The sequence below is a fragment of the Paenibacillus sp. AD87 genome, assembly GCF_001659845.1.
In the GTDB taxonomy this organism is placed as follows: Bacteria; Bacillota; Bacilli; order Paenibacillales; family Paenibacillaceae; genus Paenibacillus; species Paenibacillus marchantiae.
In genome coordinates this window covers 632,810-659,496 of sequence record NZ_LXQN01000022.1, presented here as the reverse complement: position 1 = coordinate 659,496, position 26,687 = coordinate 632,810, and the positions used below count along the sequence as shown (strand labels likewise).

Sequence of the window (26,687 nt, the reverse complement as noted above, 5' to 3'; positions counted from 1 at the left end):
CGGTACAACGGGCTGCGAAATCGCGAGATGGAGCCAATCCCACAAAGCCGGTCTCAGTTCGGATTGCAGGCTGCAACTCGCCTGCATGAAGTCGGAATTGCTAGTAATCGCGGATCAGCATGCCGCGGTGAATACGTTCCCGGGTCTTGTACACACCGCCCGTCACACCACGAGAGTTTATAACACCCGAAGTCGGTGGGGTAACCGCAAGGAGCCAGCCGCCGAAGGTGGGATAGATGATTGGGGTGAAGTCGTAACAAGGTAGCCGTATCGGAAGGTGCGGCTGGATCACCTCCTTTCTATGGAGAATCGTTTCCCGCGTGGAAACATTCAAATACGCAGCTAGCTGCAAACTACTCACTCGTTGCTCAGTTTTGAGAGCTCAAACTCTCAAACAGCTTGCTTTTGCATGGAGCTTGTTCTTTGAAAACTAGATATCGAAACGAAATTTTGCGATTTAGAACATTCCTTTTTAAGCTGAACTTGTGTTAAAACAAGTTTTAATTAAATAGTGAAACTGCATTGCGATGGTATCGAATGAGAGCGACTTTTGATTTGCGTAAGCAAACAAGGGAAGCGAGCAGTCGAAACCGGAGCAATATGGTTAAGCTACTAAGAGCACACGGAGGATGCCTAGGCGCTAGGAGCCGATGAAGGACGTGGCGACAACGAAACTGCCTCGGGGAGCTGTAAGCAAGCTTTGATCCGGGGGGTGTCGAATGGGGAAACCCAGCTGGGGTAATTTCCAGTTACTCATAACTGAATACATAGGTTATGTAGAGGCATACCAAGGGAACTGAAACATCTAAGTACCTTGAGGAAGAGAAAACAATAGTGATTCCGTCAGTAGCGGCGAGCGAACGCGGAGAAGCCCAAACCAGAGAGCTTGCTCTTTGGGGTTGTGGGACATCTCACATGGAGTTACAAAGGACCGGTTAAGCGAAGAGGTCTGGAAAGGCCCGCCAAAGAAGGTAAAAGCCCTGTAGTTGAAAGTCTGTTCCCTCCGAGACGGTATCCCGAGTAGTGCGGGGCACGTGAAACCCGTATGAATCCGGCAGGACATCTGCCAAGGCTAAATACTTCCTAGCGACCGATAGTGAAGCAGTACCGTGAGGGAAAGGTGAAAAGCACCCCGGAAGGGGAGTGAAATAGAACCTGAAACCGTGTGCTTACAAAAAGTCAGAGCCCGTTTTAGGGGTGATGGCGTGCCTTTTGTAGAATGAACCGGCGAGTTACGTTCCCGTGCAAGGTTAAGGTGAAGAGCCGGAGCCGCAGCGAAGCGAGTCTGAATAGGGCGACATAGTACGTGGACGTAGACCCGAAACCGGGTGATCTACCCCTGTCCAGGGTGAAGGTGCGGTAACACGCACTGGAGGCCGAACCCACGCATGTTGAAAAATGCGGGGATGAGGTGGGGGGTAGCGGAGAAATTCCAATCGAACTCGGAGATAGCTGGTTCTCCCGAAATAGCTTTAGGGCTAGCCTCGGAAACAGAGTCGTGGAGGTAGAGCACTGATTGGGTGCGGGGCCCGCAAGGGTTACCAAGCTCAGTCAAACTCCGAATGCCATAGACTTACTTCCGGGAGTCAGACAGTGAGTGCTAAGATCCATTGTCAAAAGGGAAACAGCCCATCAGCTAAGGTCCCCAAGTGTGTGTTAAGTGGGAAAGGATGTGGAGTTGCACAGACAACCAGGATGTTGGCTTAGAAGCAGCCACCATTGAAAGAGTGCGTAATAGCTCACTGGTCGAGTGACTCTGCGCCGAAAATGTAACGGGGCTAAACACACCACCGAAGCTATGGCTTGATGCTTTGCATCAGGGGTAGGGGAGCGTTGTATAAGGGTTGAAGGTGTACCGTAAGGAGCGCTGGACATTATACAAGTGAGAATGCCGGTATGAGTAACGAAAAGATCAGTGAGAATCTGATCCGCCGAAAGCCTAAGGGTTCCTGAGGAAGGCTCGTCCGCTCAGGGTAAGTCGGGACCTAAGCGAGGCCGAAAGGCGTAGTCGAAGGACAACAGGTCGAAATTCCTGTACCACCGTAAGCCGTTATGAGCAATGGGGGGACGCAGCAGGGTAGTGACGCGGACTGATGGATGTCCGTCTAAGCAGTGAGGCTGATGTGTAGGCAAATCCGCACATCGTTAAGGCTGGGCTGTAATGGGGAGCGAAAATTATAGTAGCGAAGGTCATGATCTCACACTGCCAAGAAAAGCCTCTAGCCAGGTGATGGTGCCCGTACCGCAAACCGACACAGGTAGGCGAGAAGAGAATTCTAAGGCGCGCGGAAGAACTCTCGTTAAGGAACTCGGCAAAATGACCCCGTAACTTCGGGAGAAGGGGTGCCCCGGTAGTGTGAATAGCACGAGGGGGCCGCAGTGAAAAGGCCCAAGCGACTGTTTAGCAAAAACACAGGTCTGTGCGAAGCCGTAAGGCGAAGTATACGGGCTGACGCCTGCCGGTGCTGGAAGGTTAAGGGGAGCGGTTAGGAGCAATCCGAAGCTGTGAACCGAAGCCCCAGTAAACGGCGGCCGTAACTATAACGGTCCTAAGGTAGCGAAATTCCTTGTCAGGTAAATTCTGACCCGCACGAATGGCGTAACGACTTGGGCGCTGTCTCAACGAGAGATCCGGTGAAATTTTAATACCTGTGAAGATGCAGGTTACCCGCGACAAGACGGAAAGACCCCATGGAGCTTTACTGCAGCTTGATATTGAATTTGGGTACGATCTGTACAGGATAGGTGGGAGCCTTTGAAACGTGAGCGCCAGCTTGCGTGGAGGCACCGTTGGGATACCACCCTGATCGTATCTAGGTTCTAACCTGGTACCGTAATCCGGTGCGGGGACAGTGTCAGGTGGGCAGTTTGACTGGGGCGGTCGCCTCCTAAAGAGTAACGGAGGCGCCCAAAGGTTCCCTCAGAATGGTTGGAAATCATTCGAAGAGTGCAAAGGCATAAGGGAGCTTGACTGCGAGACCTACAAGTCGAGCAGGGACGAAAGTCGGGCTTAGTGATCCGGTGGTACCGCATGGAAGGGCCATCGCTCAACGGATAAAAGCTACCCTGGGGATAACAGGCTTATCTCCCCAAGAGTCCACATCGACGGGGAGGTTTGGCACCTCGATGTCGGCTCATCGCATCCTGGGGCTGAAGTAGGTCCCAAGGGTTGGGCTGTTCGCCCATTAAAGCGGTACGCGAGCTGGGTTCAGAACGTCGTGAGACAGTTCGGTCCCTATCTGTCGTGGGCGTAGGAAATTTGAGAGGAGCTGTCCTTAGTACGAGAGGACCGGGATGGACGTACCGCTGGTGTACCAGTTGTTCCGCCAGGAGCACCGCTGGGTAGCTATGTACGGAAGGGATAAGCGCTGAAAGCATCTAAGCGTGAAGCCCCCCTCAAGATGAGATTTCCCAGTATGTAAGACCCCTTGAAGACGACGAGGTAGATAGGCTGGGGGTGGAAGTGCAGCAATGCATGGAGCTGACCAGTACTAATCGGTCGAGGGCTTATCCAAATATGCAAGTTATAAATCGCACATTTCGTTTCGGATCTAGTTTTCAGAGAATGATCTCTGAATGTAAGCTAAGCTATGCGTTTGGTGGCGATGGCGGAGGGGTTCCACACGTACCCATCCCGAACACGACCGTTAAGCCCTCTAGCGCCGATGGTACTTGGACCGCAGGGTCCTGGGAGAGTAGGACGCCGCCAAGCGAAACCCCTTTGGGGTATTTTTTTTCGATTTTTCATAGGGGCCCTTAGCTCAGTTGGTTAGAGCGCACCTCTGATAAGGGTGAGGCCGGTGGTTCGAGTCCACCAGGGCCCATAGTAATACCAGATATACTAAAGTGTATGGGGCCATAGCTCAGCTGGGAGAGCGCCTGCCTTGCAAGCAGGAGGTCAGCGGTTCGATCCCGCTTGGCTCCACCATTCCCTGATAGCTCAGTTGGTAGAGCACTCGACTGTTAATCGAGTTGTCACAGGTTCGAGTCCTGTTCGGGGAGCCATTAAGGCCCGTTGGTCAAGGGGTTAAGACACCTCCCTTTCACGGAGGTAACAGGGGTTCGAATCCCCTACGGGTCATAGCTATATTTATTAGCTTAAAATGGGATGAGAATCCCAAAGGTTCGTCGGAGGATAAACTTCGTTAGCAATGGCTTCGCAGTCTCGAACGAAGTGAGAGTATCCCCTACGGGTCATATTTACATGGAGGCTTAGCTCAGCTGGGAGAGCATCTGCCTTACAAGCAGAGGGTCGGGGGTTCGATCCCCTCAGCCTCCACCATATAGTATCTAAATAACGACGCGGGGTGGAGCAGCCCGGTAGCTCGTCGGGCTCATAACCCGAAGGCCGCAGGTTCAAATCCTGCCCCCGCAATTATACTTTCTTTCAAGAAAGTGATCTGGAACCGTGGTGTAGTTGGCCTAACATGCCTGCCTGTCACGCAGGAGATCGCGGGTTCGAATCCCGTCGGTTCCGCCATGTTAATCTTTACATGAGGAAGTTGTTCACTTAATCTGCAATATGGCACCGAACGCCCTAGATAAAGTGTAACGTTCCAAGATTAAACTTTATCGTGGCTCGGTAGCTCAGTCGGTAGAGCAGAGGACTGAAAATCCTCGTGTCGGCGGTTCGATTCCGTCCCGAGCCACCATTTATCACAACTTAATATGCCGGTGTAGCTCAACTGGTAGAGCAACTGACTTGTAATCAGTAGGTTGGGGGTTCAAGTCCTCTCGCCGGCACCATGTAATCCTGGAGGATTAGCGAAGCGGCCAAACGCATCAGACTGTAAATCTGCTCCCGTACGGGTTCGGTGGTTCGAATCCATCATCCTCCACCAGTTTTTCGAGTCATTAGCTCAGTTGGTAGAGCACCTGACTTTTAATCAGGGTGTCGAAGGTTCGAGCCCTTCATGACTCACCATTATATGCGCGTGTGGCGGAATTGGCAGACGCACTAGACTTAGGATCTAGCGTCTTTGACGTGGGGGTTCAAGTCCCTCCACGCGCATCCCTTATATGCGGAAGTGGCTCAGCGGTAGAGCATCGCCTTGCCAAGGCGAGGGTCGCGGGTTCGATTCCCGTCTTCCGCTCCAATATTTTGCGCCCTTAGCTCAGCTGGATAGAGCGTTTGACTACGAATCAAAAGGCCGGGAGTTCGAATCTCTCAGGGCGCGCCATTTATAACTTCATATGCCGGCGTGGCGGAATGGCAGACGCGCTCGACTCAAAATCGAGTGGGAAACCGTGGAGGTTCGAGTCCTCTCGCCGGTATAGATAACGGGATGTAGCTCAGCTTGGTAGAGCACCTGGTTTGGGACCAGGGGGTCGCATGTTCAAATCGTGTCATCCCGATTTTTACATGCGGGTGTAGTTCAATGGTAGAACTTTAGCCTTCCAAGCTAATAGCGTGGGTTCGATTCCCATCACCCGCTTTATAGAAATACAAAAAAGAGATGGTTTCTGCCATCTCTTTTTTGTATTTTTTTAACGTTTTCATCGCTCTCCGAACATTCACTCCAATACTATTAATTTACCGGATCATAGCTTTATTAACAGTGGGATAATACACAATACCACATTGATAAAGCTATGTTTATTTGCCGTTTTGTAAAACGCTTACAAAAATATCTTGCCTAATCCTTCAGCCTGTAATACTATATCAATTAAGCGCTTAACCTTCAGGGGTAAGGCGCTTAAACTTAACTTAGATTAAGCGCTTAACCCGTGAAGGGAAGGGAGATGATTTTTCCATGACAACCATTAGACTGACGATGGCTCAGGCACTGCTCCGATATCTGGACCAGCAATATATTTCCGTTGATGGGGTGGAAACCAAGTTTGTGAAAGGTGTTATCGGCATTTTCGGTCACGGCAACGTAACTGGTATTGGAGAGGCGCTGGAGCGTAGTTCTGGAAGTCTGACGTATATGCAGGGTAAAAATGAACAAGGCATGGTACATACGGCAGCGGCCTATGCCAAGCAGAAGAACCGTAGACAGATTTATGCCTGCACAACATCCATCGGACCAGGAGCGCTGAACATGATTACCGCAGCGGCAACGGCAACGGTCAATCGTATTCCCGTTTTACTGCTTCCAGGTGATAACTTTGCTACGCGTGAACCAGATCCCGTGCTGCAACAACTGGAGGTAAGCGGCGATTATACTATTTCAGCCACTGATCCGTTCAAAGCGGTCAGCAAATACTGGGATCGCATCGTGCGTCCTGAACAGCTGATGATTGCTGCCACGCAGGCGATGCGCGTGTTGATGGACCCGGCGGAGACGGGCGCGGTAACGCTGGCGCTGCCGCAGGATGTGCAGGCAGAGGCGTACGATTACCCTGAATCGTTCTTCGCCCGCAAGGTGCATTACCTGGACCGTCGTCCTCCGGTCCAGGCGGCAATAGAACGGGCAGCGCAGCAGATTGCCCGTGGCAGGAAGCCGCTGATCGTAGCAGGCGGCGGCGTGTTGTATGCCGAGGCATCTACACAGCTGGCTGAATTCGCCGAGGCATTTGGCATTCCGGTTGCCGAGACGCAGGCTGGCAAGAGTGCCTTGGCGTGGGACCACCCACTTAATGTGGGGGCTATCGGCGTTACCGGCTCGCTGGCTGCCAACAGGCTTGCCAGAGAAGCAGATGTGGTAATCGGCGTCGGCACCCGGTTCTCGGATTTTACGACGGCGTCTCGCTCCGCTTTTCAGCATCCTGAAGCGGCTTTCATCAATATTAACCTGAACGGCATGGATGCCGCCAAATTGGGTGGCGAAGCGATTTTGGCGGATGCACGGGAAGGTCTGCAAGCTTTGCAAGCGGTTTTACAGGGACGGCAGTACCACAGTGGATACGGAACATCTGAGATCGCCGACCTGCGGGATGAGTGGAACACCGAGGTGGATCGACTCTATGGACTGCAACATGAGGCAGGGTTGGCACAGACAACCGCGGTCGGTGTAATTAATCGGACCATTGACCCTTCTTCCGTCATTGTGTGTGCGGCGGGAAGTTTGCCTGGAGACTTGCACCGTCTGTGGCGCGCGTCTGCACCGAAAACATACCACATGGAGTACGGCTTCTCCTGTATGGGCTATGAGGTGAGCGGGGCATTCGGGGCAGCTCTTGCCGAACCGGATCGTGAAGTGTATGCCATGGTGGGTGACGGTAGTTACCTAATGTTGCATTCTGAACTGGTGACGAGCTTGCAGGAACAGAAGAAGATAACCATTCTACTATTCAACAACAACGGATTTCAGTGTATTCATAATTTGCAACGGGAGCATGGAAGTGACGGTTTCGGCAATGAGTTTCGCTATCGGGAAACGGAGAGCGGACGACTGACCGGGGATTACATGCCTATGGATTTTGCAGCCCATGCCCGCAGCCTTGGAGCCAAAGCCTATAAGGCAGAGACGACGGAACAATTGGAGCAGGCGATCAGAGATGCCCGGAATGAGACCGTGACTACACTGATCGAAATTCCAGTCGTGCCCGGAACCAATGCAGGCGGATATGAGTCCTGGTGGAATGTGGGCGTACCTGAAGTATCCAACGAGGAAAAGGTGGTAACGGCTCACCACGCGATGCAGGCAAACCGTGCCAGAGCTAGACTCATTTAATTGAGCATATCATCAATCCAAAGAGTAACTTTCAATCAGCATGATATATAGGAATGCGCGCGTTAAATCGAATGATGCAAAAATGTTGAACCACAAAAGGAGACGTGGAGCCATGAACAAGCTGCCATTTCAGCTCGGAATTCATCCGATCAACTGGGTCGGAGAGGATGTAAAGGAGCATGGTGATGCAACAACATGTGAACAGATTCTGGATGACATTCAGCGACTTGGCCTGACAGGTACGGAAATGGGACGCAAATATCCTACGGATCCAGACACATTGCGGGAGGAGCTGGGCAAGCGCAACATCCGCCTCGTTTCCCAGTGGAAATCGGTATTGTTCTCCGACCCGGCGTATCGTCAGTCTGAGCTGGACAGCTATCGCAGACACGCGGAGTTTCTGCAATCAATGGGCAGCACGGTGATTAGCACGGCGGAAGTAGGTGGCTCCCTGCATTTCGATCCAAGGCGGACACCGCATGAAAAAGAAGTACTGAGACTCAGTGAATCGGAATGGCATATCCTTGCTGAGGGTCTGAACGAAGCAGGTGCCATCGCCCGTGAGCACGGGTTGAAGCTGACGTACCATCACCATGGAGGTACCGTTGTTGAGCAACCGGATGAGATTGATAAATTGATGGAACTGACAGACCCATCTCTTGTTTATTTGCTCTATGACACAGGTCATGCTTACTACGGCGGAGCTGACCCGTTAACTCTCCTACGCAAGCATTATGACAGGATTGCCTATATTCATCTAAAGGATATTCGTCCTCAAGTGCTGGACGAAGCACGGGCGGAACAGTCTGATTTTGTGGGCTGTATTCGTAAAGGGGTATTTACGGTTCCCGGAGATGGATGTATTGATTTTGCACCGATTCTGCAGGAGTTGGTCACACGGGGGTATGATGGCTGGGCGATGCTTGAAGGGGAACAGGACCCTGCGATTCATAATCCGTATGAGTATGCGCGGCGATCGTTGCAATATATGGAGTCCTTATACCAGCACAGCTGATAAAGTCATGGCCATCGGGAGAGAGCCGTACCATGAGGTAAAGCAGATTATAAGTGTGAGTTTGATAAATGTATCATTCAAAATCCCATCACAGAAAGGGGTTCAAATACAATGACTTACGTATCCTTTCCTGATTCCAGGAAGATGGATTTCACCGCGATTGGCCGTCTGTGTATCGACTTGAATGCCAATGAGATCAATCGCCCGATGGAAGAGACGATGACCTTTACGAAGTATGTGGGCGGATCTCCGGCTAATATCACGATTGGCATGTCCAGGCTCGGTATGGAAACGGCATTTATCGGCAAAATCGCGAATGACCAGATGGGCAGGTTCATCAACAGTTATCTAGAGCGGAACGGGATCGATACGTCAAATGTGGTAACGGACGATACCGGAGCGGTGACAGGACTTGCTTTTACCGAGATCAAAAGTCCAACCGATTGCAGCATTCTAATGTACCGTGACCACGTGGCTGATCTGCTATTGCAGTCGAGAGAGGTGCAGGAACAGCTAATTGCCGACTCCAAAGTTTTGCTCATTTCAGGTACAGCCTTAGCACAGAGCCCATCGCGTGAAGCGGTATTCCAGGCGCTGGCGTATGCGAAAAAGCATGGCACAATCATTGTGTTTGATCTGGACTATCGTCCTTACACATGGACATCAGCCGAAGAGACGGCGGTCTATTATAACCTCGCAGCCGAGAAATGCGATATCATCCTGGGCACACGTGAAGAGTTCGATATGATGGAGACGTTTGACCATAATCCAGACCATAGCGATCAGGTGACCGCGCAAAAATGGTTTGATTTCTCAGCTAAAATTGTCGTCATCAAACATGGCAAGGAAGGCTCTATTGCCTATACCGGCGAAGGGCTATCTCATCAAGCGGACAGCTACCCTGCGCGTGTGGTGAAGACGTTTGGAGCAGGTGATTCCTATGCGGCGGGATTCCTGTATGGGTTGATGCAGGGATGGACGATTGAACGCAGTATGGCGTTTGGCAGTGCGGCAGCATGTATCGTTATCTCCAGCCATAGCTGCTCGGATGCGATGCCAACGGTGGAGCAAGTGAATGACTATATCGAACGCTGCAATCGGGGCGAAATTACGGTGTCTTGAAACGTGTTGAAGTACTTGGAGTACATGGAGTGATTCGACGCAACGCACATATAAGCGAAGGGAGACAGGGCTATGGGAAAAGGAATTTCGGAAGCGTCAGTAACAGCGACAATGGTTCAAAACTGGATCGGGGGTGCCTGGGTGGCCCCGGCGGCAACCCGTACGGAGCCGGTCGTAAATCCGGCTACGGAAGAGGTCATTGCACACGTACCGCTGTCTGAACAGGCGGATGTGGATTTGGCCGTCCAGACGGCACGGGAGGCGTTCCCGTCCTGGAGTGGCACACCGGTTCCCCGCCGTGCACGGATTCTGTTCCGCTACCAGCAGCTGCTGGTGGAGCACTGGGAAGAACTTGCCCGGCTGGTTACGCTGGAGAACGGTAAAAGCTACGCGGAAGCCTACGGCGAAGTGCAACGTGGCATCGAATGTGTCGAATTCGCAGCAGGCGCCCCGAACCTGATGATGGGCAAACAGCTGCCCGACATTGCCACCGGGCTGGAGTCAGGCATGTATCGGTATCCGATCGGTGTTATTGGGGGAATAACCCCCTTCAACTTCCCGATGATGGTACCGTGCTGGATGTTCCCGCTGGCGATTGCGTGCGGCAACACCTTTGTCCTGAAACCGTCCGAGCGCACACCGCTGCTGGCAGGCCGTCTGGCTGAGCTGTTCAAGGAAGCAGGGCTTCCGGACGGCGTGCTCAATATCGTTCACGGTGCGCATGACGTCGTGAATGGCCTCCTTGAACACAAGGATGTTCAAGCGATCTCTTTTGTCGGATCACAGCCTGTGGCTGAATATGTTTACACTACCGCATCCGCACATGGCAAACGGGTACAGGCGCTTGCTGGTGCCAAAAATCACTCGATCGTTATGCCGGATGCCGATCTCGACCTGACGGTGAAAGAAATCACCAGTGCGGCCTTCGGCTCAGCCGGAGAACGCTGTATGGCCTGCTCGGTTGTTGTGGCCGTGGGCGATGTTGCTGACACGCTGGTGCAAAAGCTGGTGGAAGCGGCAGATCGCATCACGATTGGTAACGGCATGGATGAAGGAGTATTCCTGGGTCCTGTCATTCGTGGCCCGCATAAGGAACGTACACTTAGCTACATTGAATCCGGAGAACAGGAAGGCGCTGCTCTGATCCGCGATGGTCGCAAAGATGAAGCGACAGGCAAGTCTGGTTATTTCGTTGGTCCGACGGTATTTGATGAGGTGCAGAGCACTATGAAGATCTGGAAGGACGAGATTTTTGCACCGGTACTCTCGGTAGCGAGGGTAGCTACGTTGGAGGAAGCAGTAGAACTGGCCAACCGTTCCGACTTTGCCAACGGAGCTTGCCTGTTCACCCGCAGTGGAGCAAGCATGCGCCAATTCCGTGAAACGATTGATGCAGGCATGCTGGGCATTAACTTGGGCGTACCTGCGCCAATGGCATTTTTCCCTTTTTCCGGCTGGAAGAAATCGTTCTACGGTGATTTGCATGCCAACGGTACAGATGGCGTTGAATTTTATACTCGCAAAAAAATGGTTACTGCCCGCTGGTAGTCACTCAGGGCATACCAGCCAATGGAAGAACGTTGAGTCCACATGGACACATACAGGGAGGATAACGGAATGGGCAAGGATAAAGTGAGAATTGGCATTATCGGCGCTGGTCGTATTGGTAAAATTCATGCGGACAATCTCCTGCGCAACCCGCATGCCGAGATTGTTGGTATCAGTGATTTGTTTGCAGGACCCGAGCTGGAGGAGTGGGCTTCCAGCCGTGGTATTCCGGTGGTAACGACAGATAGCAGCCAGCTGATCGCCATGCCAAATGTGGATGCAGTGCTGATCTGTTCCTCAACAGATACGCATGTACCCCTGATTGAACAGGCAGCCCAGGCGGGCAAACACATTTTTTGCGAGAAGCCGGTCAGTATGGATCTTCTTCAGACTCAGGCAGCTGTTGCAGCCGTGCAGAAGGCTGGGGTAAAGCTGCAAATCGGATTCAATCGTCGCTTCGATCATAACTTCAAACGGGTACGTGCACATGTGCAGGAGGGAACGATTGGTGATCCGCATATTATTAAAATTACTTCTCGTGACCCGAGTCCGCCGCCAGCGGAGTACATCCGGGTGTCTGGCGGAATCTTCATGGATATGATGATCCATGATTTCGATATGGCCCGGTATCTGTCCGGTAGTGAGGTGGAGGAAGTCTATGCCCAGGGCAATGTGCTGATTCATCCTGTTTTTGCGGAACACGGCGATGTGGATACGGCCATTGTGACGTTGAGTTTTGAAAATGGAGCAATCGGCGTCATTGATAACAGCCGCCAAGCGGTATATGGATACGATCAGCGAGTCGAGGTATTTGGCTCATTGGGTAGCGCAACAGCTGCGAACGATCATCCGAATACGGCAGAAATTAGTACAGCAAATGGATTGATGCGCGACAAGCCGCTGCACTTTTTCCTGGAGAGATACAACGAAGCGTACGTGCAGGAGACTGCTCTTTTCATCGACGCGATTCGGAACGATACACCTGTCATCGTAAACGGGAATGATGCCGTTCAGGCAGAACGCATCGCACTCGCCGCACGCATGTCCATGGAACAAGGCAGACCTGTGAAGCTGCGGGAAGTCCCGGGGATGTCGGTGGAATCGCAGACGGTTGCCCCGTAGAGCTATTTTCAAAATAACAAGTTCATTTCATCTAATAGACAGCCGTCAGGATTACGGATAAATACCGGAAGGAGTGGAAGGAAGCATGTCAGAACGCGTAGTAAAACCTGTGTTGAATCCAAAAGCAGACGGAACGTTGTTGACGGTCACACCAGAGTCTGCGGGATGGGAATATGTTGGGTTCCAGGTGGTGCAGTTTGCGGAGGGACAGACCCTAAGTCGTGAGAGCGGGGATCAGGAACTCTGTATTGTGCTTCTCAGCGGCTTGGCGAATGTAAGTACTCGTGAATATACGTGGGAGAATATCGGGAAAAGAATGAGTGTTTTTGATAAAAATCCTCCGTATTCGATTTACGTATCCAGTTCAGATCGAGTGGAGTTAACAGCTCTTACCGCATTGGAGATTGCCATATGTGCAGCACCAGGTAAAGGCACGTATCCAGCTCGGCTGATTGCCCCGGAAGATGTAGGTGTTGAGACGCGTGGTTACGGCAATCTGGAACGACAGATTCACAATATATTGCCGGAACAAAAAGAAGCAGACAGTCTGCTTGTCGTTGAGGTGCTCACACCAGATGGACATTGGTCGAGCTATCCGCCGCATAAACATGACCGGGACGCCCTGCCTGACGAATCATTGCTAGAGGAGACGTACTATTTCCGAGTGCAGCCTGAGCAGGGGTTTGCCATCCAACGGATATACACAGATGATCGAGCTGTAGATGAGACGCTTGCAGTGAACAACGGCGAAGTTGTGCTTGTTCCATGTGGATACCATCCGGTGGGTGCTCCTCCGGGATACGAGGTCTACTATCTGAATGTGATGGCAGGACCAACCCGGACCTGGAAGTTTCATAACGACCCGGACCATGATTGGCTGATGAATAAAAAGTAGTATCGGCTTCAAGTTGCGTATGCGGACTTCCCCCTGCATAATGAGAAGAAAACGATTACCTATATATAAGGGAATTTATATATAGCACAAATGGGGAAATAACAATGAAAGCAACCATATATGATATAGCACGCGAGGCGGGGGTATCCATTGCAACCGTCTCACAGGTCATTAACGGCAAAGGTAAAATTAGCGAGAAGCGGCGCGCCGAGATTATGGAGATCATGGAGCGGCTTCACTACCAGCCGAGCGCTATTGCTGCTGCACTTACGGGTAAGCAGACATACACGCTCGGGCTGCTCGTGCCCGATATCTCTAATCCGTATTTTGCCGAGCTGGCCAGAGCGGTAGAAGATCGCAGTCGGCAGTTGGGTTATAGCGTCGTGATTTGCAGCACAGATAATAAGGACGAGCGGGTAGAGCGGTATTTGAATCTGCTTCAGCAAAAAAGGGTCGACGGCATGATGATCGGAACAGGTATCGACAATGCCGAGATTCTGTCTCCACTCCTGCAACAGTCGATACCTGTTGCTCTGATTGCCCGTCATATGCCGTCGTTATCGGTACATACCGTTGCGATCGATGACAGGCTTGGTGGCGCCTTGGCAGCACAGCATCTGCTTGAATTGGGTCATACTCACGTAGCGGTGCTGTCCGAACCGTTCAAAGTCAGCAGCAGTCAGGAACGTGTACGCGGATTTCGTGAAGCATTGGAGCAGGCGGGTTACTCTCTTGAAGCCGATCAGGTGAGAGAGTCATATGCCGATTTGGGTTCAGCCAAAAAAGAGGCGCTCGTGCTGCTCACGGAAAAGAATCGAGCCACAGGCATCTTCTGTTGTAACGACATGCAGGCAATTGGTGCGCTTCAGGCTGCCAAAGAACTAGGACTGCGTGTGCCTGAAGATGTATCAATCATCGGATTCGATAATACGATTCTGGCTTCGGTAACCAGTCCGCCTCTGACGACGGTTGCCCAACCTATTGAGGATCTGGGGCGTCGTGCCGTTGATTTATTAATTGATGAGCTAAAAGATGAAGGTAAATCACCACAGAAAATTGTCCTGAAGCCTGAATTGGTCATTAGAGACTCAACAGGAAAGGTATCAAATCAATCTTGAGAACATAGCCCTGTCCAGAAACATATACGTCGTCCATACAAAACAAGCCGCATGCCCCTAAGGGTGAACGCGGCTTGTTTGAGTTAAATCTTGAACTTCTTCACTTCTTCGTACAGTGTATTGGCATGCTGCGCCAGCTCATTGGAACGTTCCGAGATGCTTGTAATGTAATTGAACTGTTCCTGCGTGGAAGAAGCAACCTCTTCCGTGGAAGCCGCGCTCTGTTCCGACATGGCTGCAACACTGGAGATCATTATGAAGAGGTTTTTTCTTTATAAAATGCATGTATTTAATGGGTTATTTTAATGATCTAGAACAATATTTGGATGAGGTGGTATACTTATAATGAACTTTAATTTTCCTGATTCACCCAATAACGAGAGGAGAGCTCAATGAAAAAAAGAACCAAAACCATTCTTGGTGTGGTCGTTGTACTCGTGATTGCAGCTATTACGATACCAATGTACATTTCGAGACAACATACCACCTTTCGAGCTGAAGTCACGGATCATATGAGTATGCTGGATACACTGGACATTCTGATTATCAAAAAAATATTGACCACCGATCCATACGATGAAGAAGAAGTGACTATTAAAGACCCCAAGAGATTAGAAAGATATTAAAGCTTGCGAAGGATATCGAATTAAGAAGAGTAAAGCAAATAGATATCTCCGAGCGATCGGAGGGGAACCCATATTACTATGACTGGCAGCTTTTGACGAAGAAAGAAGATCGATTTACAGAAGGCTTTGGAATTACGTTTTATAACGAACATGCCGTCTCTATCTATAGCGGATACAAAACGAGAGACAAGCTTGAAAATTATGAAATTACCAATGATTTTAATTTAAATGAAATGGAACGCCTCTTTACCAATTTGAAGGAGGGGAAAAAATGACGGAATATCAATTACGTCCGATTGAAGAGCAGGATATCCCTTTTCTGTGGGAGATGTTGTATGCATCCATGTTCAAGCGGGAGGGCGAAGAGCCTTTTGAACCTGGGATCATTCATAGCCCCGGCATGTCCAAGTACGTTGAAGGCTGGGGGAGAGAGGGAGATTTCGGATTTATCGCCGTGGATTCTCAGGGCAAGCGTATGGGTTCGGTGACGTTGCGATTTTTTAATGAGCAGAATGCGGGATATGGTTATGTAAATGCGGCTACACCCGAGATGGGAATGGCTGTGGTTGAGACAGCGCGTGGCAAAGGAATAGGCACCCGTCTCATTCAGGCGGCGTTAGATGAGGCTCGAAAGCGGGACATTGACGCCGTTTCGCTCAGTGTTGATCCCGATAACGAAGCAATTCGGCTTTATCGGCGTTTCGGATTCGTCGAACAGGGCATGTGTGGCACATCTGTAACGATGGTGTGCGTGATGAAACCATGATCTTATCGCAAACAGATGAACATATTCATTTCATATGGAGAGTTTGCAAAATACAAAAAGGCGTTCCCCTTATATGCTGGGAAGCGCCTTAAGATATATATGCCTGCATGTTCATCGCACCATATTTCCATTATGCTCACATAACAGCCCTATTTAATTAGTTCAATAAAAAAGCCAAAGCTTCATCATATGTTTCCCATTGGAATTCGGTCTGATGCTGCGATTCTTTGGAGATCCGGTTCAGCTGCATTTTGGCAATCGCCCCGCCTACCGCTACACTCGCACGCTTCATGCCCCACTGTGCCAGCAGCTTCTGGTGCTCCACCATTTTCTCTTTTGTATCCTGAGGAAATGCCTTCATATTGCGCATGTCTACCAGCACATCAAATGAATTACCCAATTGCTCTGCTATTTTTTTTATCTCGGTATTGGTTTGTTCCACCTGTTCAGGAGAGACCATCCCTTCCCAAACTATTTCAATAATAGGTTTAGGTGAATCCAATCGTTTTACAGACATTTGGCAACTCCCTTGTGATAAAATTTTATGTACTATATAAGTCTATTGGCCTATTAATTATACCCTCAATTTGCAGAGATGAAAACAAAGTTCACTATATTCTAATACTTATGAACTATGTCCTCCTAGCAGATACAATTTCAGGGAAACGTATGTTGATGAGCTAAATCGGAAATCAAACATAAAAAAGCCGCCCAGTCACGAGGAATCTGGACGGCTCTTAACGATGCCTAAAAACCAATCTTCAAGCTGCTACCCTCTGTGGCTATTCCTTCCGAGCGGTTGATGGGCAGCTTTTGTTCTGCAGAGAAGCCGAGCGTCTCGCCGTCATGCAGGGTTACATCGTTTTCAACAACATAAGACGCAGTCATATACATCATTTCAAATACTTCACTTAACGGTTTTGTGGACTGAGTGATTTCCATCTCCTCTTTCCCAAAGTTGCGTAACCCATAAGTATAGGCCGATGCGCCTTCAGGGCTTTGGAATAATCCGATGAAGATCCAGAGGGAGACGGGCAGCTCTTGTTCCTTAATTCCACGACTGATGTCCACGTACTGGCCTGCTTCCACCACAAGTGGCGCCATATATATAGCCAACGCATGGTCAAGCTGGAGCAAAGCACTCGCTGTTTGGGTGAACAGAATATGTGCCTGAATGGCGTCAGTTGCATTCAGTACAGAGACAATAATCTGAGATTGATGTCTTGAAGTGACTTGCACCGCTTCCCGCCACAGCACATTTAATTTAGCATTTTCCTCTACTTCGCGATCAGGGACAGGGGCATTAATGTGTGCACACACCACTTGCATTCCATCCACTTCGAAAAAAAGATTGCCTTCCTCCGGACGTTCGTCAATCTCAATATTCCATTCGTTTTTCATCGTGCTAATGAAGTGATCAAAATTACAATCTTCGTGCTCCAGCAAAACAAATCCAACGATGGTTTCGCTATATGGAGCAGTATGTACGGCTCCACCTGCGGTGGCGTTTTCCTTTTTGCGGCGTCGAAGCTTGTCAAACAGTCCCATAAAACGTTCTCCTTTCCAGACCAATCACAGTGATTAGGCATAATCCGATGCCTTTATAACCATACCTTACCACATTGGAGCTTTTAATGAATCCCGGCATGGTAACGGCCATCAGGTGATCAGAGGAAAAGAACGAGAAGCAATGCAATAATCGCAGGCAGCCCTTGTTTGATAATGATGGATCGAGTAGCGGTTACACCTCCGTAGAGGGCGGCGATAATGACACATGCCAGGAAGAAGATCTGAATGTGCTGTCCAACGGATGCATCTGGATAAAAGAGACCCCAGATCAAACCTGCGGCCAAAAATCCATTGTACAGACCTTGATTGGCAGCCAGTGATTTGGTGGATTTCGCTAGGTCAGGGGTAAGACCGAACGTCTTCATCGTGCGTGGACGGGTCCACAGGAACATCTCCATCACCATGATGTAGAAGTGCTCAATGGCTACAATAGCCACGAAAATGATACTAATCAAAAGAAACACCTTGCTTTCTTATATGTCATTTATTTACTTGTCCCACTCAGTATAAATGTTTGCCATCCGAACTGAAAGTATAAATTTAATTTTACACAAATTAATTGTGTAAATTGTTAATGAGTTCATGATTCTCGTTTAAAATGACGCCGCGAATTAAGTACAAGATAAACATTCACTGATTGTCGAAAATCCATTCATTGGGTAATAATGAACAATAAAGAAGTGAACTTACTCATGGAAAAGGGGGATTAGCGTGGGTGTGGGAACCGTTCAATTCGTCCTGCTGGCGGATGATCCATCAACGTTTGTTACACGAGTCGTACCTTTTATCGATATTGAGCTCGCTGGAATTCCGAGTGATCGGCATTACGGTCTGTTGCGCCCAGCGGACTCCCGCCAGAAAATATACATACGGGGAACGCCAATCGCAAATCGTAGGCAAATCAGTATTGTCTCAGAAGAGGAATGTGCTCTCATAGCACAGAAGATGAATATTCCTGAAGTACGCCCGGAGTGGCTCGGTGCCAACATGCTGATCCGTGGCGTTGAAAAGTTGACGGAGCTTCCTGTCGGGACCCGACTTCTGTTCCCGGATGGAACCGGGCTGATCTGCGAAGGGGAGAATCTGCCCTGTGTACACCCTGGAAAAATCATTGAGCAAGTCTACGAACAGGATGGTTTGCGCAAAAAGTTCGTGCCAGCCGCCCGCAAAAAACGCGGAATCGTCTGTTCAGTCGAGCGTGAAGGCATCATCCGTACCGGAGATACTATCGAAGTTATTCGCCTGTCCTGAGGCTTCAGGACAGGTTTTTGCATTACAGTCGAATCCGCTTGCTTGGACTGTAGTTAATCTCAGTTTATCCTCTGGAATGGACGTATTCTTCAGGTGTGCTGCCGATTATGGACTTGAAGTCTTTGATAAAATGCGACTGATCGTGATATCCAAGGTCCTGGGACAGCTTAACCAAATCGCAATTCATACCCCGCTCCATCATCTCAGCAGCATTTTGCAGGCGGTAGAGCTTGATCACCATCTTGGGGCTGATGCCCACATACTGATTGAACAGGCGCTGGAGCTTTCTTGTGTGCATATTCCAGGAAGCAGATAAGTCATCGACTCTCAACATATCCCGATGCTGCTCAATATACAGCACAATTTGGCTGACCAGAATGGCTTGATCATCAGGAGGAGGGAGGTGTTTACAGAGAAGCTGATCCATATAACTGACTTTGTCCGCATCACTTCTCTCCCCGAGCAGACGTTCTTCGAGCAGTGGAGCATCGACACCAAGCACACCAGAGACATCCAAGGGGGTTCCATACAATGTTGAAACGGGAGTACGAATGAATGGATAGAAGCCGCCAGGCTTAAATTTCACACCAAATACGCTTCCTTTTCCACGGACAAGATAGGAAAATTTCTGTCCAGATGGACCGAAGAAAAAGGTGTTTCCCGGCTCTACCACCAGATTGACACAGGGATTCGGAACCACATGCTGCGGATATGGATCATGCCCGGTAAGATCCCAAGAGACGATCCAGAAATGCTTGACCAAAGAACTCAATGCTTCGGAAGGGGCATAACGTGTCAGGCAATATCTTTTGTCGCCCTCATCCAGATTCAGAAGACCCATACTGGGTCTGACAGCATGATCCGCATGTTTCATCTTGTTGATTCCTCCAGGTATCTCGTCAATTCTGCTTCGTTACGAACCATGCGCAATTTATGTTGGTGAGGCTGCAAAAACGCCATGATTAGTGCTTTTTCCCTACGGTCATGTTGATAGCTCCATTTATACATCTTCCAGAGCATAGTGAAAGTCTGTCGGTAATTTCCTTGTTCCAGCCCGAGCTTCTGTACTGTGAAACGTTTGAGAATGCGCACATTCCTTTTCCAGACGGGGGTATTCAAATAGACGATAAGATCAGCCTGCTCGAAACTTCTTGCCACCCATTCATAGTGTACACCTTCAATAATCCACTGATTGGAATGCACGGCTTTTTGCAGGAGTGTGTCCCGCGTCTCCGGACTATTGCGAATATCCTGTCCTTGAGGTACACGGTGCCACACCATATTGTCGAGCTCATAATAAGGAAGGTCTAACCTCACGGATAAATGGCGGGCCAGTGTAGATTTGCCACTGCCGACTGAGCCGATAATATGTATTTTGTTTGGCCTGAATTTGATCTTGGATTCTTCACCGACCATTCCGTAACCAGTCCCCCTTGATATTACCTTTGCTCTCTGAACAACAACGCCCTAACAGCGAAACGTGGCAAAATGAGTTGTCTGCGCCATCTGGAAGGCTGGCTGAGCAGTCGATAAAGCCATTCCAAGTTCAGCTTCTGCCATATGGCAGGTGCTCGTTTGGTTTTGCCGGCCAGAATATCCAGGCTTCCCCCGACTCCGATGGCTACACGAGCATTGAGTTGATGGCGATATTTGTTGATCCAGTGTTCAGCATTGGGTGCTCCTAAGGCCACGATAAGAAAATCAGGTTGTGCCTCGTGAATCTCTTCTACAATGCTTTGCTCCTCGTCCGTTGTGAAAAATCCATGTTGTCTGCCACGAACAACGACTCCCGGATAGTTTTGCGCAATAACTTCTACAGCCCGCTTACTGACACTTTCTTCTGCCCCGAGCATATAAAAGGACCAATTCTTCCTGCTTCCTTCCTCCAACAAACGAAAAAGCAGGTCACAACCTGTTACCCGTTCGTTCAATTGTCCACCCCGAAAGCGGGATACCATAACAATGCCCGCGCCGTCAGCGGTCACAATGCCTGCCTGATCCACGACCGAACGAAGCGCCTGATCCTTCTGGCAGGACATGACGATTTCCGGATTGCCTGTGATGACATGGAACAGTTCGGATTGTCTCTGATCGACTACATCACTGAGAATTGTAACCGTCTGATCCATAGTTATATTGGGAAATGGGATTCCCATAATATTTGTTGTTTGGTTCATAATTTAGTTCCTTTCTAGATGCTAGCTATCCGTCCCCAACCTATGTACATTTCCTGTTATTTCATTCCATTTTAGTATATCTGATCTCCTGGCAAAGCACTATATTTGTTGAAGTTTAGCATCGGACGAAAAGTCCGATATATTCAGCTTCATGGCATCTAAAATCATTTATTTTCGCTGTTGTCGCGTTTTTACAATACACTATTTGGGGTATAACGTAGGATAGTGTTGCAAGCAAGTGTCAATTGTACCTTCAATACAACACATTAAAGGGAGTGAGTTCATGGAATTGAAATATGAGTTCTATATTAATGCCGGACAGGAAGATGTGTGGAATGCCCTAATCTCGCCGGAAGGTACACGAAGCAGCTTTTTTGGCAGCGAACTTCGTTCCAATTTCCAACCGGGTCAGCCGTTTGCCTATGTAGGGCCGGGGAATGATGGTGCAGAGACGGTTCATGTGTACGGTGATATTCTGGAGTTCGAACCTCTATCCCTGTTAAGTTACCTTGAGCATCCCGGACCTTCCTACCACGCCAACCACGCTGAGCTTCAATCCAGAGTAGTGTTCCAGCTGGAGAAGGTAGGGGAATGTACGAAGTTAACATTGATTAATGACCAATTTACGGACAACCATCCATCCTTTGCAAACGCACAGAGTAGCTGGTGGATGATATTGAGCAGTATCAAGACATGGGTAGAGACGGGCAAAACGCTGAGTTTTGGCTGGTAAAGCTTCCGATAATGAGAGAGTATATGAATATAACATCATAACAATATGAAAAAAGCGCTGATAAGGCGTTTTTTTTCATATTGTTTTCGCAAATGGATGAAAACCCTCTACATTTAATGTCTAATTATGTCGAAATATATAGAAATGACATTAGAGGAGAAGTTGAGATGTTCCGTAAACGTGCCCAAACGATCAAGCAAGCCCCTGCGGGCTCGCTTCAACCATTATTGGAATACAGCCGTAAACTGGTTAAAGACGCAGAGCAAGGGATATATAGCAATCAGCTGGAGTCAATCGACGATTTGCAGGAAGCTGGTGAAATTGCACAAAACATTAATAAAGCCTTACATATTTTGAAGAAGCAAAATGAAGCAGCGGAAATGCGCCTCAAAATGTTAAATCAAGCGTTACATTTTGGACTATGGGAATCTGAGATTGTAGCAGGAGATCCTCTAGATAGCAATAATATCATTGCCTTTTCCAATGAATTTCGTCAAATGTTAGGCTTCAGTAATACGAAGGATTATCCTGATGCTTTCGCAAGCTGGGCCAAATCCATCCATCCCGACGACAGACCCCAGTTGGTTCAGGAAATTACGAAAAGTGTCAATACATCTTCTGATAAGGCCGCATACAACGTAACGAGCCGAATGGTTACAAAGAGTGGAGAAGTACGCTGGTTCCGGTGTCTTGGACAAGTTGTCCGAAATGATGAAAGTGTTCCGGTTAAACTTCTGGGAATCATGTTTGATATTCATGATGAGAAGAGCAAATCCGACGAGCTGGAAGCACTCGTTACCCGTTATGACCTAGTAAATCGCGCATTGGTGGAAGCACCGTGGGATATGACCGTTGTGGCCGGAGATGTGGTTAACCCGAATAATGAATTTTGGTGGTCACCACAGTTTCGCCGAGAGCTTGGATTTACCGATGAGCAGGATTTCCCGAATGTTTTCAGCAGTTGGAGCAGCCGGCTTCACCCGGACGATCACGACCGGACGATCAATGAATTTGCCAAGCACATGAATGATTACAGTGGACGGACAGCTTACGATCTTGATTACCGTCTGCAACGTAAGAATGGGGAATATCGCTGGTATCATGCAGGTGGCGAGACGGTTCGGGACGGTAACGGTGTACCACTCCGTGTAGCGGGAACCATTCGTGATGTGACACATGAGAAAAATAAGGAACAGATCGTTGAAGCGATGAATCAGAAAACAAAACTTTTATCTGAATCCATCGGTGAGATGGTACGTGGAATCAACTCGATTACCGATCAGGCTCAGGAACTGGTTACTGCGCAAGAGTTATCTGCGGATGCGGCCATTCAGGTGAAGAGCAGTGCAGATGATACCAAAAACATTACAGCGTTTATTCGGGAAATTGCCAGCCAAACCAATTTACTGGGTCTGAATGCAGCAATCGAAGCAGCCAGAGCGGGAGAACTTGGTCTTGGTTTTGGAGTTGTGGCCGGGGAAGTTCGGAAGTTAGCTGACCATAGCTCGCAGGCGACCGTCAATATTGAAGATGGCATGCAGGCAATGAAGGCGTTCATTGACCAGATTCTGGAGCACATTGGCAACATGTCCACACTGACGCAGAATCAGGCTGCCCTAACACAGCAGGTAAACGCCTCGATGGATGAGATTAATATGATGTCGCAGGATTTGGTGAACTACTCACGGAATTTGTAAGGTTGGAAAAGGTGTAACCCGGTCGATTTGTTGGATGATAAAATGAATTGCATAAGAAAAAACCACCGAGATGCATTTCTGCTCTCGGTGGTTTTGTATTCTCAACGAAACGATATATGCAATTCGATGTGTTGAATTAGACTTGTTGAACTTTGATCAGGTTCGTATTACCGGATTGACCGATTGGAACACCAGCGGACAATACAATGATGTCGCCTTTTTCGATATAACCAGTTTTGATTGCATTGCGTGTAGCAGACTCGAACATTTCATCGGTTGTTGTTACTTTGTCGCCCATAACCGGAATGACACCGGAGAGCAAGCAGATTTTAGCGAGTACTTCTTCATGCTGTGTAACCGCGATGATCGGTGCTTTCGGACGATATTTGGAGATCATACGCGCCGTAAATCCACTCTCGGTAGAAGTGATGATCGCTTTGGCATTCAGGACGAGGGAGGAGCTAACTGCTCCCTGACTGATAACTTCGGTAATATCAGCTACTTGTTGAGCGGATTTTTGGTTGAATTGTTCTTTGTAATCAATCATCGTTTCAGCACGGCGAGCAACAGCAGCCATCGTGCGGACGGATTGTACCGGATATTTACCTGCTGCCGATTCACCAGACAACATCACAACGTCTGCGCCTTGAAGAACAGCGTTAGCTACGTCACTAACTTCGGAACGAGTTGGACGCGGATTCACTTGCATGGATTCCAGCATGTGTGTTGCTACGATAACCGGTTTACCTGCACGGTTACATTTATCGATCATTTCTTTTTGCATCATAGGTACGTCTTCGATTGGTACTTCAACCCCGAGATCTCCACGCGCTACCATGATACCGTCAGATGCTTCAATGATATCGTCCAGGTTGGTCATACCTTCCTGGTTTTCGATTTTGGAGATAATTTGTACATGATCTACACCGCGTTCTTTTAGGATACTGCGAATTTCACGAATGTCGTCGCCTTTACGAACAAAGGAAGCAGCGATGATTTCGATACCGTTTTCGATCCCGAATCCGATGTGCATAACGTCACGTTCCGTTACACCTGGCAAAGTCGTTTTGATTCCTGGCAAGTTAACCCCTTTACGTGGTTTCAGAATGCCGCCGCTGATGATTTTACAGTGAATATCGGATCCTTCCACGGACAGTACAGTCAGATCCACCAAACCATCATCGATGAGGATGCGATCGCCAGGTTTTACTACGAGGTTCAATTCCGGATAGTTTACCGAAATACGCTCAGCATCACCAAGAATTTCTTCTGTAGTCAAGATAAGCTCTTTACCGGCTTGCAGGTGGCAGGATGCTTCTTTCAGCTTGCCAATACGAACTTCCGGTCCCTTGATATCCATCATAATCGGTATATACGTATTCAATTCGGAAGCGGCTTTGCGGATATTGTTAATCCGTGCCACGTGATCTTCCAGCTCACCATGAGCCATGTTCAGACGGGCAACAGTCATCCCTTCCTGAATCATTACTTTTAACAATTCGATTGAGTCACAAGCAGGTCCCATAGTACAAATAATTTTTGTTTTCAACATGCTATTTTCCTCCTCATATGTTTGCTTATATGTGTATTGTAGCGTTTTCTGTCGAAACAGGGTATGAACTATAGTACAATGATTAGAATATAGTCCAATAATGAGGTGTGTTATGGTCACTCCATTAGAAGTACGACACATTAATGGTGTCGGTTGGTACGAAGAAGCGGTGCAGTCACAGGCGACTTGGCGATTGAGCTTGGTTACTTATGGAAAATGTGTATATTGGGTGAACGGAGAGAAGCAGATCATGGAGAAAGGTGAGCTGCTGCTAATCCCCGCTGGCATTCCGTATTACGGCAAAAGTATTCCTACCGTAACCCACACGCAAATTGTAGTTCAATTACAGGGGGATCATGCACAAGGTTTGCCCGCGCTGGAACGGAGTGAGGCCTTGCGACATAAGCCTGGATGTTATGAACTGATTCATGAACGCATGAAAGCCATCCAACAACAATGGCAGGAACGTCCGTCTTATTATGTCATGATGAGCCAAGCCTTATTGATGGAAGTGCTTATTTATATAAATAGGGAACTGGATCGCGGAGTTATTCCACCGGAGAGACATGTTCATGCGGAGCGGATGAAGCGATACATTGAGCGGCATTACCGGGAGAAAGTTACGAAAGAAGAGCTCGGGGACGAGATCCGTAAAACCCCAAATTACGCAGCCGCGTTATTTAAAAGCATGACGAATCAGACGATCAGCCAATATGTTCATGATCAACGAATGAAAAGGGCGGTGTATTTGCTTACCGAGTCACAACTCTCTATTCAGGAAATTGCAGAATTTCTCGGTTACCGTGATCTGTCTTATTTTTACCGGATATTCAAGCGTTTAATGGGAACTCCTCCATCTGATTTGCTCCATGAACGTCCACCTATTGTATGAAAGACAGGGTCTTCATGGTCTCTTGAAAAGTTCTTACATTTAAACATCAAGCTGCAATCACGCAAAAAAAAGAGGGCCTCGGCCCTCTTTTTGGTCTCACGACAGTCGAATTACTCCTGCCGATGCAATATAAATCATATATTAAGCGTTGCTGCTTGTATTTGTAGCCGTGATTGGTTGCTTTGTTTTTTTGCTTGCCAGACCTGCGCGAACCGCAAATACATGCACAGCCCAGTACGCTGCTTCCGCGAACAGAATGCCGCCTGCTACATCCAGCAGCGAATGCTGCTTCACAAACACCGTAGAAGCAATGATCAGCCACAGCCATATCGACCAGGAAATTCGTGCCAGTGGTTTGAAGTTCAAATGGCGATTGATGATAATGAAGAGCAGATAACTTGTGAGACAGTGGATGCTTGGAAAACAGTTGAATGGAGCATCATTGGTATAAATAAATTGTACGAGCGCACTGCTCAAGCCAGTTCCGATAGCTTCTGGTCGCGGTACGTAAGTAGGGAAGACCGCAAAAACGATATTGGCTGCGATTACCCCTACGTTATAGGTAATTATCATACGCCAGAATAGCGATTTGTTCGTTAGACCCAAGTAAAGAAATCCAAGATACAGAATCGGCATCCAACTGACATAAGGATAAATAAATTCTTTGATAAAAGGAATCTGTGTATCAATCCAGGCATAATTGTAGAAGACATCACTTCCGGTGTTATTGCCCAACAAAACATAAATGGAACCTTGAAGCGGTATACATAAGATTGCCAGCAGATGTCCCCAGCGCAAAAATAATGCTTTCATAGTATCCCCCTGATTTTGTTCTTCATTTCAGCTTTCATCTTAACTCTTCATATATATGACGTTGCAGAAATGTCGTACCCCTGCACTGAAACATTCTATTAATACTATAATAGACATTTTAGCACTTGAGCCATACCTGATTGTAAGGTAAAAGCTGTAAGAGGAATTCTCT

The 26,687-nt window shown here is 48.6% G+C and carries 23 protein-coding genes, 17 tRNA genes and 3 rRNA genes; 34 read left to right on the top strand and 9 right to left on the bottom strand.

What is annotated here, in order from left to right:
* From gpAD87_RS31275 to gpAD87_RS31145, 27 genes are all read left to right on the top strand, one after another.
* A 16S ribosomal RNA gene (locus gpAD87_RS31275) occupies positions 1–299 on the top strand; the annotation flags it as partial.
* Positions 300–602: 303 nt separating this feature from the next.
* Positions 603–3,515, top strand: a 23S ribosomal RNA gene (locus gpAD87_RS31270).
* 80 nt (positions 3,516–3,595) lie between these two features.
* Positions 3,596–3,712: ribosomal RNA gene (rrf, locus tag gpAD87_RS31265) — 5S ribosomal RNA — on the top strand.
* Positions 3,713–3,750: 38 nt separating this feature from the next.
* Positions 3,751–3,824 (top strand) — tRNA-Ile (locus gpAD87_RS31260).
* Positions 3,825–3,852: 28 nt separating this feature from the next.
* Positions 3,853–3,928: transfer RNA gene (locus gpAD87_RS31255), tRNA-Ala, on the top strand.
* A gap of 1 nt (position 3,929) precedes the next feature.
* Positions 3,930–4,005: transfer RNA gene (locus tag gpAD87_RS31250), tRNA-Asn, on the top strand.
* Between the two features lie 4 nt (positions 4,006–4,009).
* A tRNA-Glu gene (locus gpAD87_RS31245) sits at positions 4,010–4,081 on the top strand.
* Between the two features lie 125 nt (positions 4,082–4,206).
* Positions 4,207–4,282: transfer RNA gene (locus gpAD87_RS31240), tRNA-Val, on the top strand.
* 19 nt (positions 4,283–4,301) lie between these two features.
* Positions 4,302–4,375: transfer RNA gene (locus tag gpAD87_RS31235), tRNA-Met, on the top strand.
* A 27-nt stretch (positions 4,376–4,402) separates the two neighbouring features.
* Positions 4,403–4,480, top strand: a tRNA-Asp gene (locus tag gpAD87_RS31230).
* Positions 4,481–4,576: 96 nt separating this feature from the next.
* Positions 4,577–4,652: transfer RNA gene (locus tag gpAD87_RS31225), tRNA-Phe, on the top strand.
* Positions 4,653–4,670: 18 nt separating this feature from the next.
* A tRNA-Thr gene (locus gpAD87_RS31220) sits at positions 4,671–4,746 on the top strand.
* 9 nt (positions 4,747–4,755) lie between these two features.
* Positions 4,756–4,841: transfer RNA gene (locus gpAD87_RS31215), tRNA-Tyr, on the top strand.
* A 7-nt stretch (positions 4,842–4,848) separates the two neighbouring features.
* A tRNA-Lys gene (locus tag gpAD87_RS31210) sits at positions 4,849–4,924 on the top strand.
* Positions 4,925–4,930: 6 nt separating this feature from the next.
* Positions 4,931–5,011, top strand: a tRNA-Leu gene (locus gpAD87_RS31205).
* Between the two features lie 10 nt (positions 5,012–5,021).
* Positions 5,022–5,096, top strand: a tRNA-Gly gene (locus gpAD87_RS31200).
* A gap of 7 nt (positions 5,097–5,103) precedes the next feature.
* A tRNA-Arg gene (locus tag gpAD87_RS31195) sits at positions 5,104–5,180 on the top strand.
* Positions 5,181–5,195: 15 nt separating this feature from the next.
* Positions 5,196–5,274, top strand: a tRNA-Leu gene (locus gpAD87_RS31190).
* A 7-nt stretch (positions 5,275–5,281) separates the two neighbouring features.
* Positions 5,282–5,355: transfer RNA gene (locus tag gpAD87_RS31185), tRNA-Pro, on the top strand.
* A 9-nt stretch (positions 5,356–5,364) separates the two neighbouring features.
* Positions 5,365–5,435 (top strand) — tRNA-Gly (locus tag gpAD87_RS31180).
* A gap of 318 nt (positions 5,436–5,753) precedes the next feature.
* Positions 5,754–7,619: a 3D-(3,5/4)-trihydroxycyclohexane-1,2-dione acylhydrolase (decyclizing) gene (iolD, locus tag gpAD87_RS31175; RefSeq protein WP_064642887.1), complete on the top strand. Its 1,866-nt coding sequence runs from the start codon at positions 5,754–5,756 to the stop codon at positions 7,617–7,619.
* Between the two features lie 112 nt (positions 7,620–7,731).
* On the top strand, positions 7,732–8,634 hold the full coding sequence (gene iolE / locus gpAD87_RS31170) for a myo-inosose-2 dehydratase (RefSeq protein ID WP_064642885.1): 903 nt from the start codon (positions 7,732–7,734) through the stop codon (positions 8,632–8,634).
* A 111-nt stretch (positions 8,635–8,745) separates the two neighbouring features.
* Positions 8,746–9,756: a 5-dehydro-2-deoxygluconokinase gene (iolC, locus tag gpAD87_RS31165; RefSeq protein WP_064642883.1), complete on the top strand. Its 1,011-nt coding sequence runs from the start codon at positions 8,746–8,748 to the stop codon at positions 9,754–9,756.
* Between the two features lie 72 nt (positions 9,757–9,828).
* Complete coding sequence (locus tag gpAD87_RS31160) at positions 9,829–11,304, top strand: CoA-acylating methylmalonate-semialdehyde dehydrogenase (RefSeq protein WP_269453533.1); 1,476 nt, start codon at positions 9,829–9,831, stop codon at positions 11,302–11,304.
* A gap of 69 nt (positions 11,305–11,373) precedes the next feature.
* Positions 11,374–12,426: an inositol 2-dehydrogenase gene (gene iolG / locus gpAD87_RS31155; protein WP_064642881.1), complete on the top strand. Its 1,053-nt coding sequence runs from the start codon at positions 11,374–11,376 to the stop codon at positions 12,424–12,426.
* An 85-nt stretch (positions 12,427–12,511) separates the two neighbouring features.
* A complete protein-coding gene (iolB, locus tag gpAD87_RS31150; RefSeq protein ID WP_064642879.1) occupies positions 12,512–13,321 on the top strand; it encodes a 5-deoxy-glucuronate isomerase in 810 nt (269 codons plus the stop codon).
* A gap of 104 nt (positions 13,322–13,425) precedes the next feature.
* Positions 13,426–14,439, top strand: a complete 1,014-nt coding sequence (locus tag gpAD87_RS31145) for a LacI family DNA-binding transcriptional regulator (protein WP_064642878.1) — start codon at positions 13,426–13,428, stop codon at positions 14,437–14,439.
* Positions 14,440–14,522: 83 nt separating this feature from the next.
* Here the strand turns inward: gpAD87_RS31145 and gpAD87_RS32035 are convergent, their stop codons facing one another.
* Complete coding sequence (locus gpAD87_RS32035; RefSeq protein WP_157258625.1) at positions 14,523–14,672, bottom strand: hypothetical protein; 150 nt, start codon at positions 14,670–14,672, stop codon at positions 14,523–14,525.
* Positions 14,673–14,831: 159 nt separating this feature from the next.
* Here gpAD87_RS32035 and gpAD87_RS31140 point away from each other — a divergent pair, with 159 nt between their 5' ends.
* The 3 genes from gpAD87_RS31140 to gpAD87_RS31130 all read left to right on the top strand — a co-directional run bounded on the left by gpAD87_RS31140 (position 14,832) and on the right by gpAD87_RS31130 (position 15,831).
* Positions 14,832–15,065 (top strand): hypothetical protein, encoded by a 234-nt coding sequence (locus gpAD87_RS31140; protein WP_064642876.1) that lies wholly within the window; start codon positions 14,832–14,834, stop codon positions 15,063–15,065.
* 92 nt (positions 15,066–15,157) lie between these two features.
* A complete protein-coding gene (locus tag gpAD87_RS32385) occupies positions 15,158–15,340 on the top strand; it encodes a hypothetical protein (RefSeq protein ID WP_064642874.1) in 183 nt (60 codons plus the stop codon).
* Entirely contained in the window at positions 15,337–15,831 is a 495-nt protein-coding gene (locus gpAD87_RS31130; RefSeq protein WP_063568150.1) for a GNAT family N-acetyltransferase, read from the top strand. Before gpAD87_RS32385 ends, gpAD87_RS31130 begins: the two co-directional genes overlap by 4 nt.
* A gap of 157 nt (positions 15,832–15,988) precedes the next feature.
* Here the strand turns inward: gpAD87_RS31130 and gpAD87_RS31125 are convergent, their stop codons facing one another.
* From gpAD87_RS31125 to gpAD87_RS31115, 3 genes are all read right to left on the bottom strand, one after another.
* Positions 15,989–16,348, bottom strand: coding sequence for an STAS/SEC14 domain-containing protein (locus gpAD87_RS31125; protein WP_064642872.1), 360 nt, complete (start codon positions 16,346–16,348; stop codon positions 15,989–15,991).
* Positions 16,349–16,578: 230 nt separating this feature from the next.
* Positions 16,579–17,379 (bottom strand): DUF4261 domain-containing protein, encoded by an 801-nt coding sequence (locus gpAD87_RS31120; protein WP_082935420.1) that lies wholly within the window; start codon positions 17,377–17,379, stop codon positions 16,579–16,581.
* Between the two features lie 119 nt (positions 17,380–17,498).
* On the bottom strand, positions 17,499–17,855 hold the full coding sequence (locus gpAD87_RS31115; protein WP_072735871.1) for a DUF1304 domain-containing protein: 357 nt from the start codon (positions 17,853–17,855) through the stop codon (positions 17,499–17,501).
* 262 nt (positions 17,856–18,117) lie between these two features.
* Here gpAD87_RS31115 and gpAD87_RS31110 point away from each other — a divergent pair, with 262 nt between their 5' ends.
* Entirely contained in the window at positions 18,118–18,651 is a 534-nt protein-coding gene (locus gpAD87_RS31110; RefSeq protein ID WP_082935426.1) for an MOSC domain-containing protein, read from the top strand.
* 64 nt (positions 18,652–18,715) lie between these two features.
* On the opposite strand, the gene gpAD87_RS31105 is transcribed toward gpAD87_RS31110, so the two are convergent.
* The 3 genes from gpAD87_RS31105 to gpAD87_RS31095 are packed head-to-tail and all read right to left on the bottom strand — an operon-like array spanning position 18,716 to position 20,828.
* Complete coding sequence (locus gpAD87_RS31105; protein WP_064642868.1) at positions 18,716–19,525, bottom strand: helix-turn-helix domain-containing protein; 810 nt, start codon at positions 19,523–19,525, stop codon at positions 18,716–18,718.
* On the bottom strand, positions 19,522–20,067 hold the full coding sequence (locus gpAD87_RS31100) for an AAA family ATPase (protein ID WP_064642866.1): 546 nt from the start codon (positions 20,065–20,067) through the stop codon (positions 19,522–19,524). The genes gpAD87_RS31105 and gpAD87_RS31100 overlap by 4 nt, the downstream gene beginning before the upstream one ends.
* Before the next feature lie 23 nt (positions 20,068–20,090).
* The gene (locus tag gpAD87_RS31095) at positions 20,091–20,828 is read right to left on the bottom strand and encodes a WecB/TagA/CpsF family glycosyltransferase (protein WP_064642864.1); all 738 of its coding nucleotides are present in this window, start codon (positions 20,826–20,828) and stop codon (positions 20,091–20,093) included.
* 283 nt (positions 20,829–21,111) lie between these two features.
* Between gpAD87_RS31095 and gpAD87_RS31090 the strand changes: the two genes are divergently transcribed.
* Both gpAD87_RS31090 and gpAD87_RS31085 read left to right on the top strand, forming a co-directional pair.
* On the top strand, positions 21,112–21,561 hold the full coding sequence (locus tag gpAD87_RS31090) for an SRPBCC family protein (protein WP_064642862.1): 450 nt from the start codon (positions 21,112–21,114) through the stop codon (positions 21,559–21,561).
* A 167-nt stretch (positions 21,562–21,728) separates the two neighbouring features.
* Positions 21,729–23,258, top strand: a complete 1,530-nt coding sequence (locus gpAD87_RS31085; RefSeq protein WP_064642860.1) for a methyl-accepting chemotaxis protein — start codon at positions 21,729–21,731, stop codon at positions 23,256–23,258.
* A gap of 136 nt (positions 23,259–23,394) precedes the next feature.
* Here gpAD87_RS31085 and pyk read toward each other — a convergent pair whose 3' ends face one another.
* A complete protein-coding gene (gene pyk / locus gpAD87_RS31080; protein WP_064642858.1) occupies positions 23,395–24,810 on the bottom strand; it encodes a pyruvate kinase in 1,416 nt (471 codons plus the stop codon).
* Between the two features lie 112 nt (positions 24,811–24,922).
* Here pyk and gpAD87_RS31075 point away from each other — a divergent pair, with 112 nt between their 5' ends.
* Positions 24,923–25,702, top strand: a complete 780-nt coding sequence (locus tag gpAD87_RS31075) for an AraC family transcriptional regulator (protein ID WP_064642856.1) — start codon at positions 24,923–24,925, stop codon at positions 25,700–25,702.
* Between the two features lie 141 nt (positions 25,703–25,843).
* Here gpAD87_RS31075 and gpAD87_RS31070 read toward each other — a convergent pair whose 3' ends face one another.
* Entirely contained in the window at positions 25,844–26,515 is a 672-nt protein-coding gene (locus gpAD87_RS31070; RefSeq protein ID WP_064642853.1) for a phosphatase PAP2 family protein, read from the bottom strand.
* Positions 26,516–26,687 lie beyond the last annotated feature (172 nt).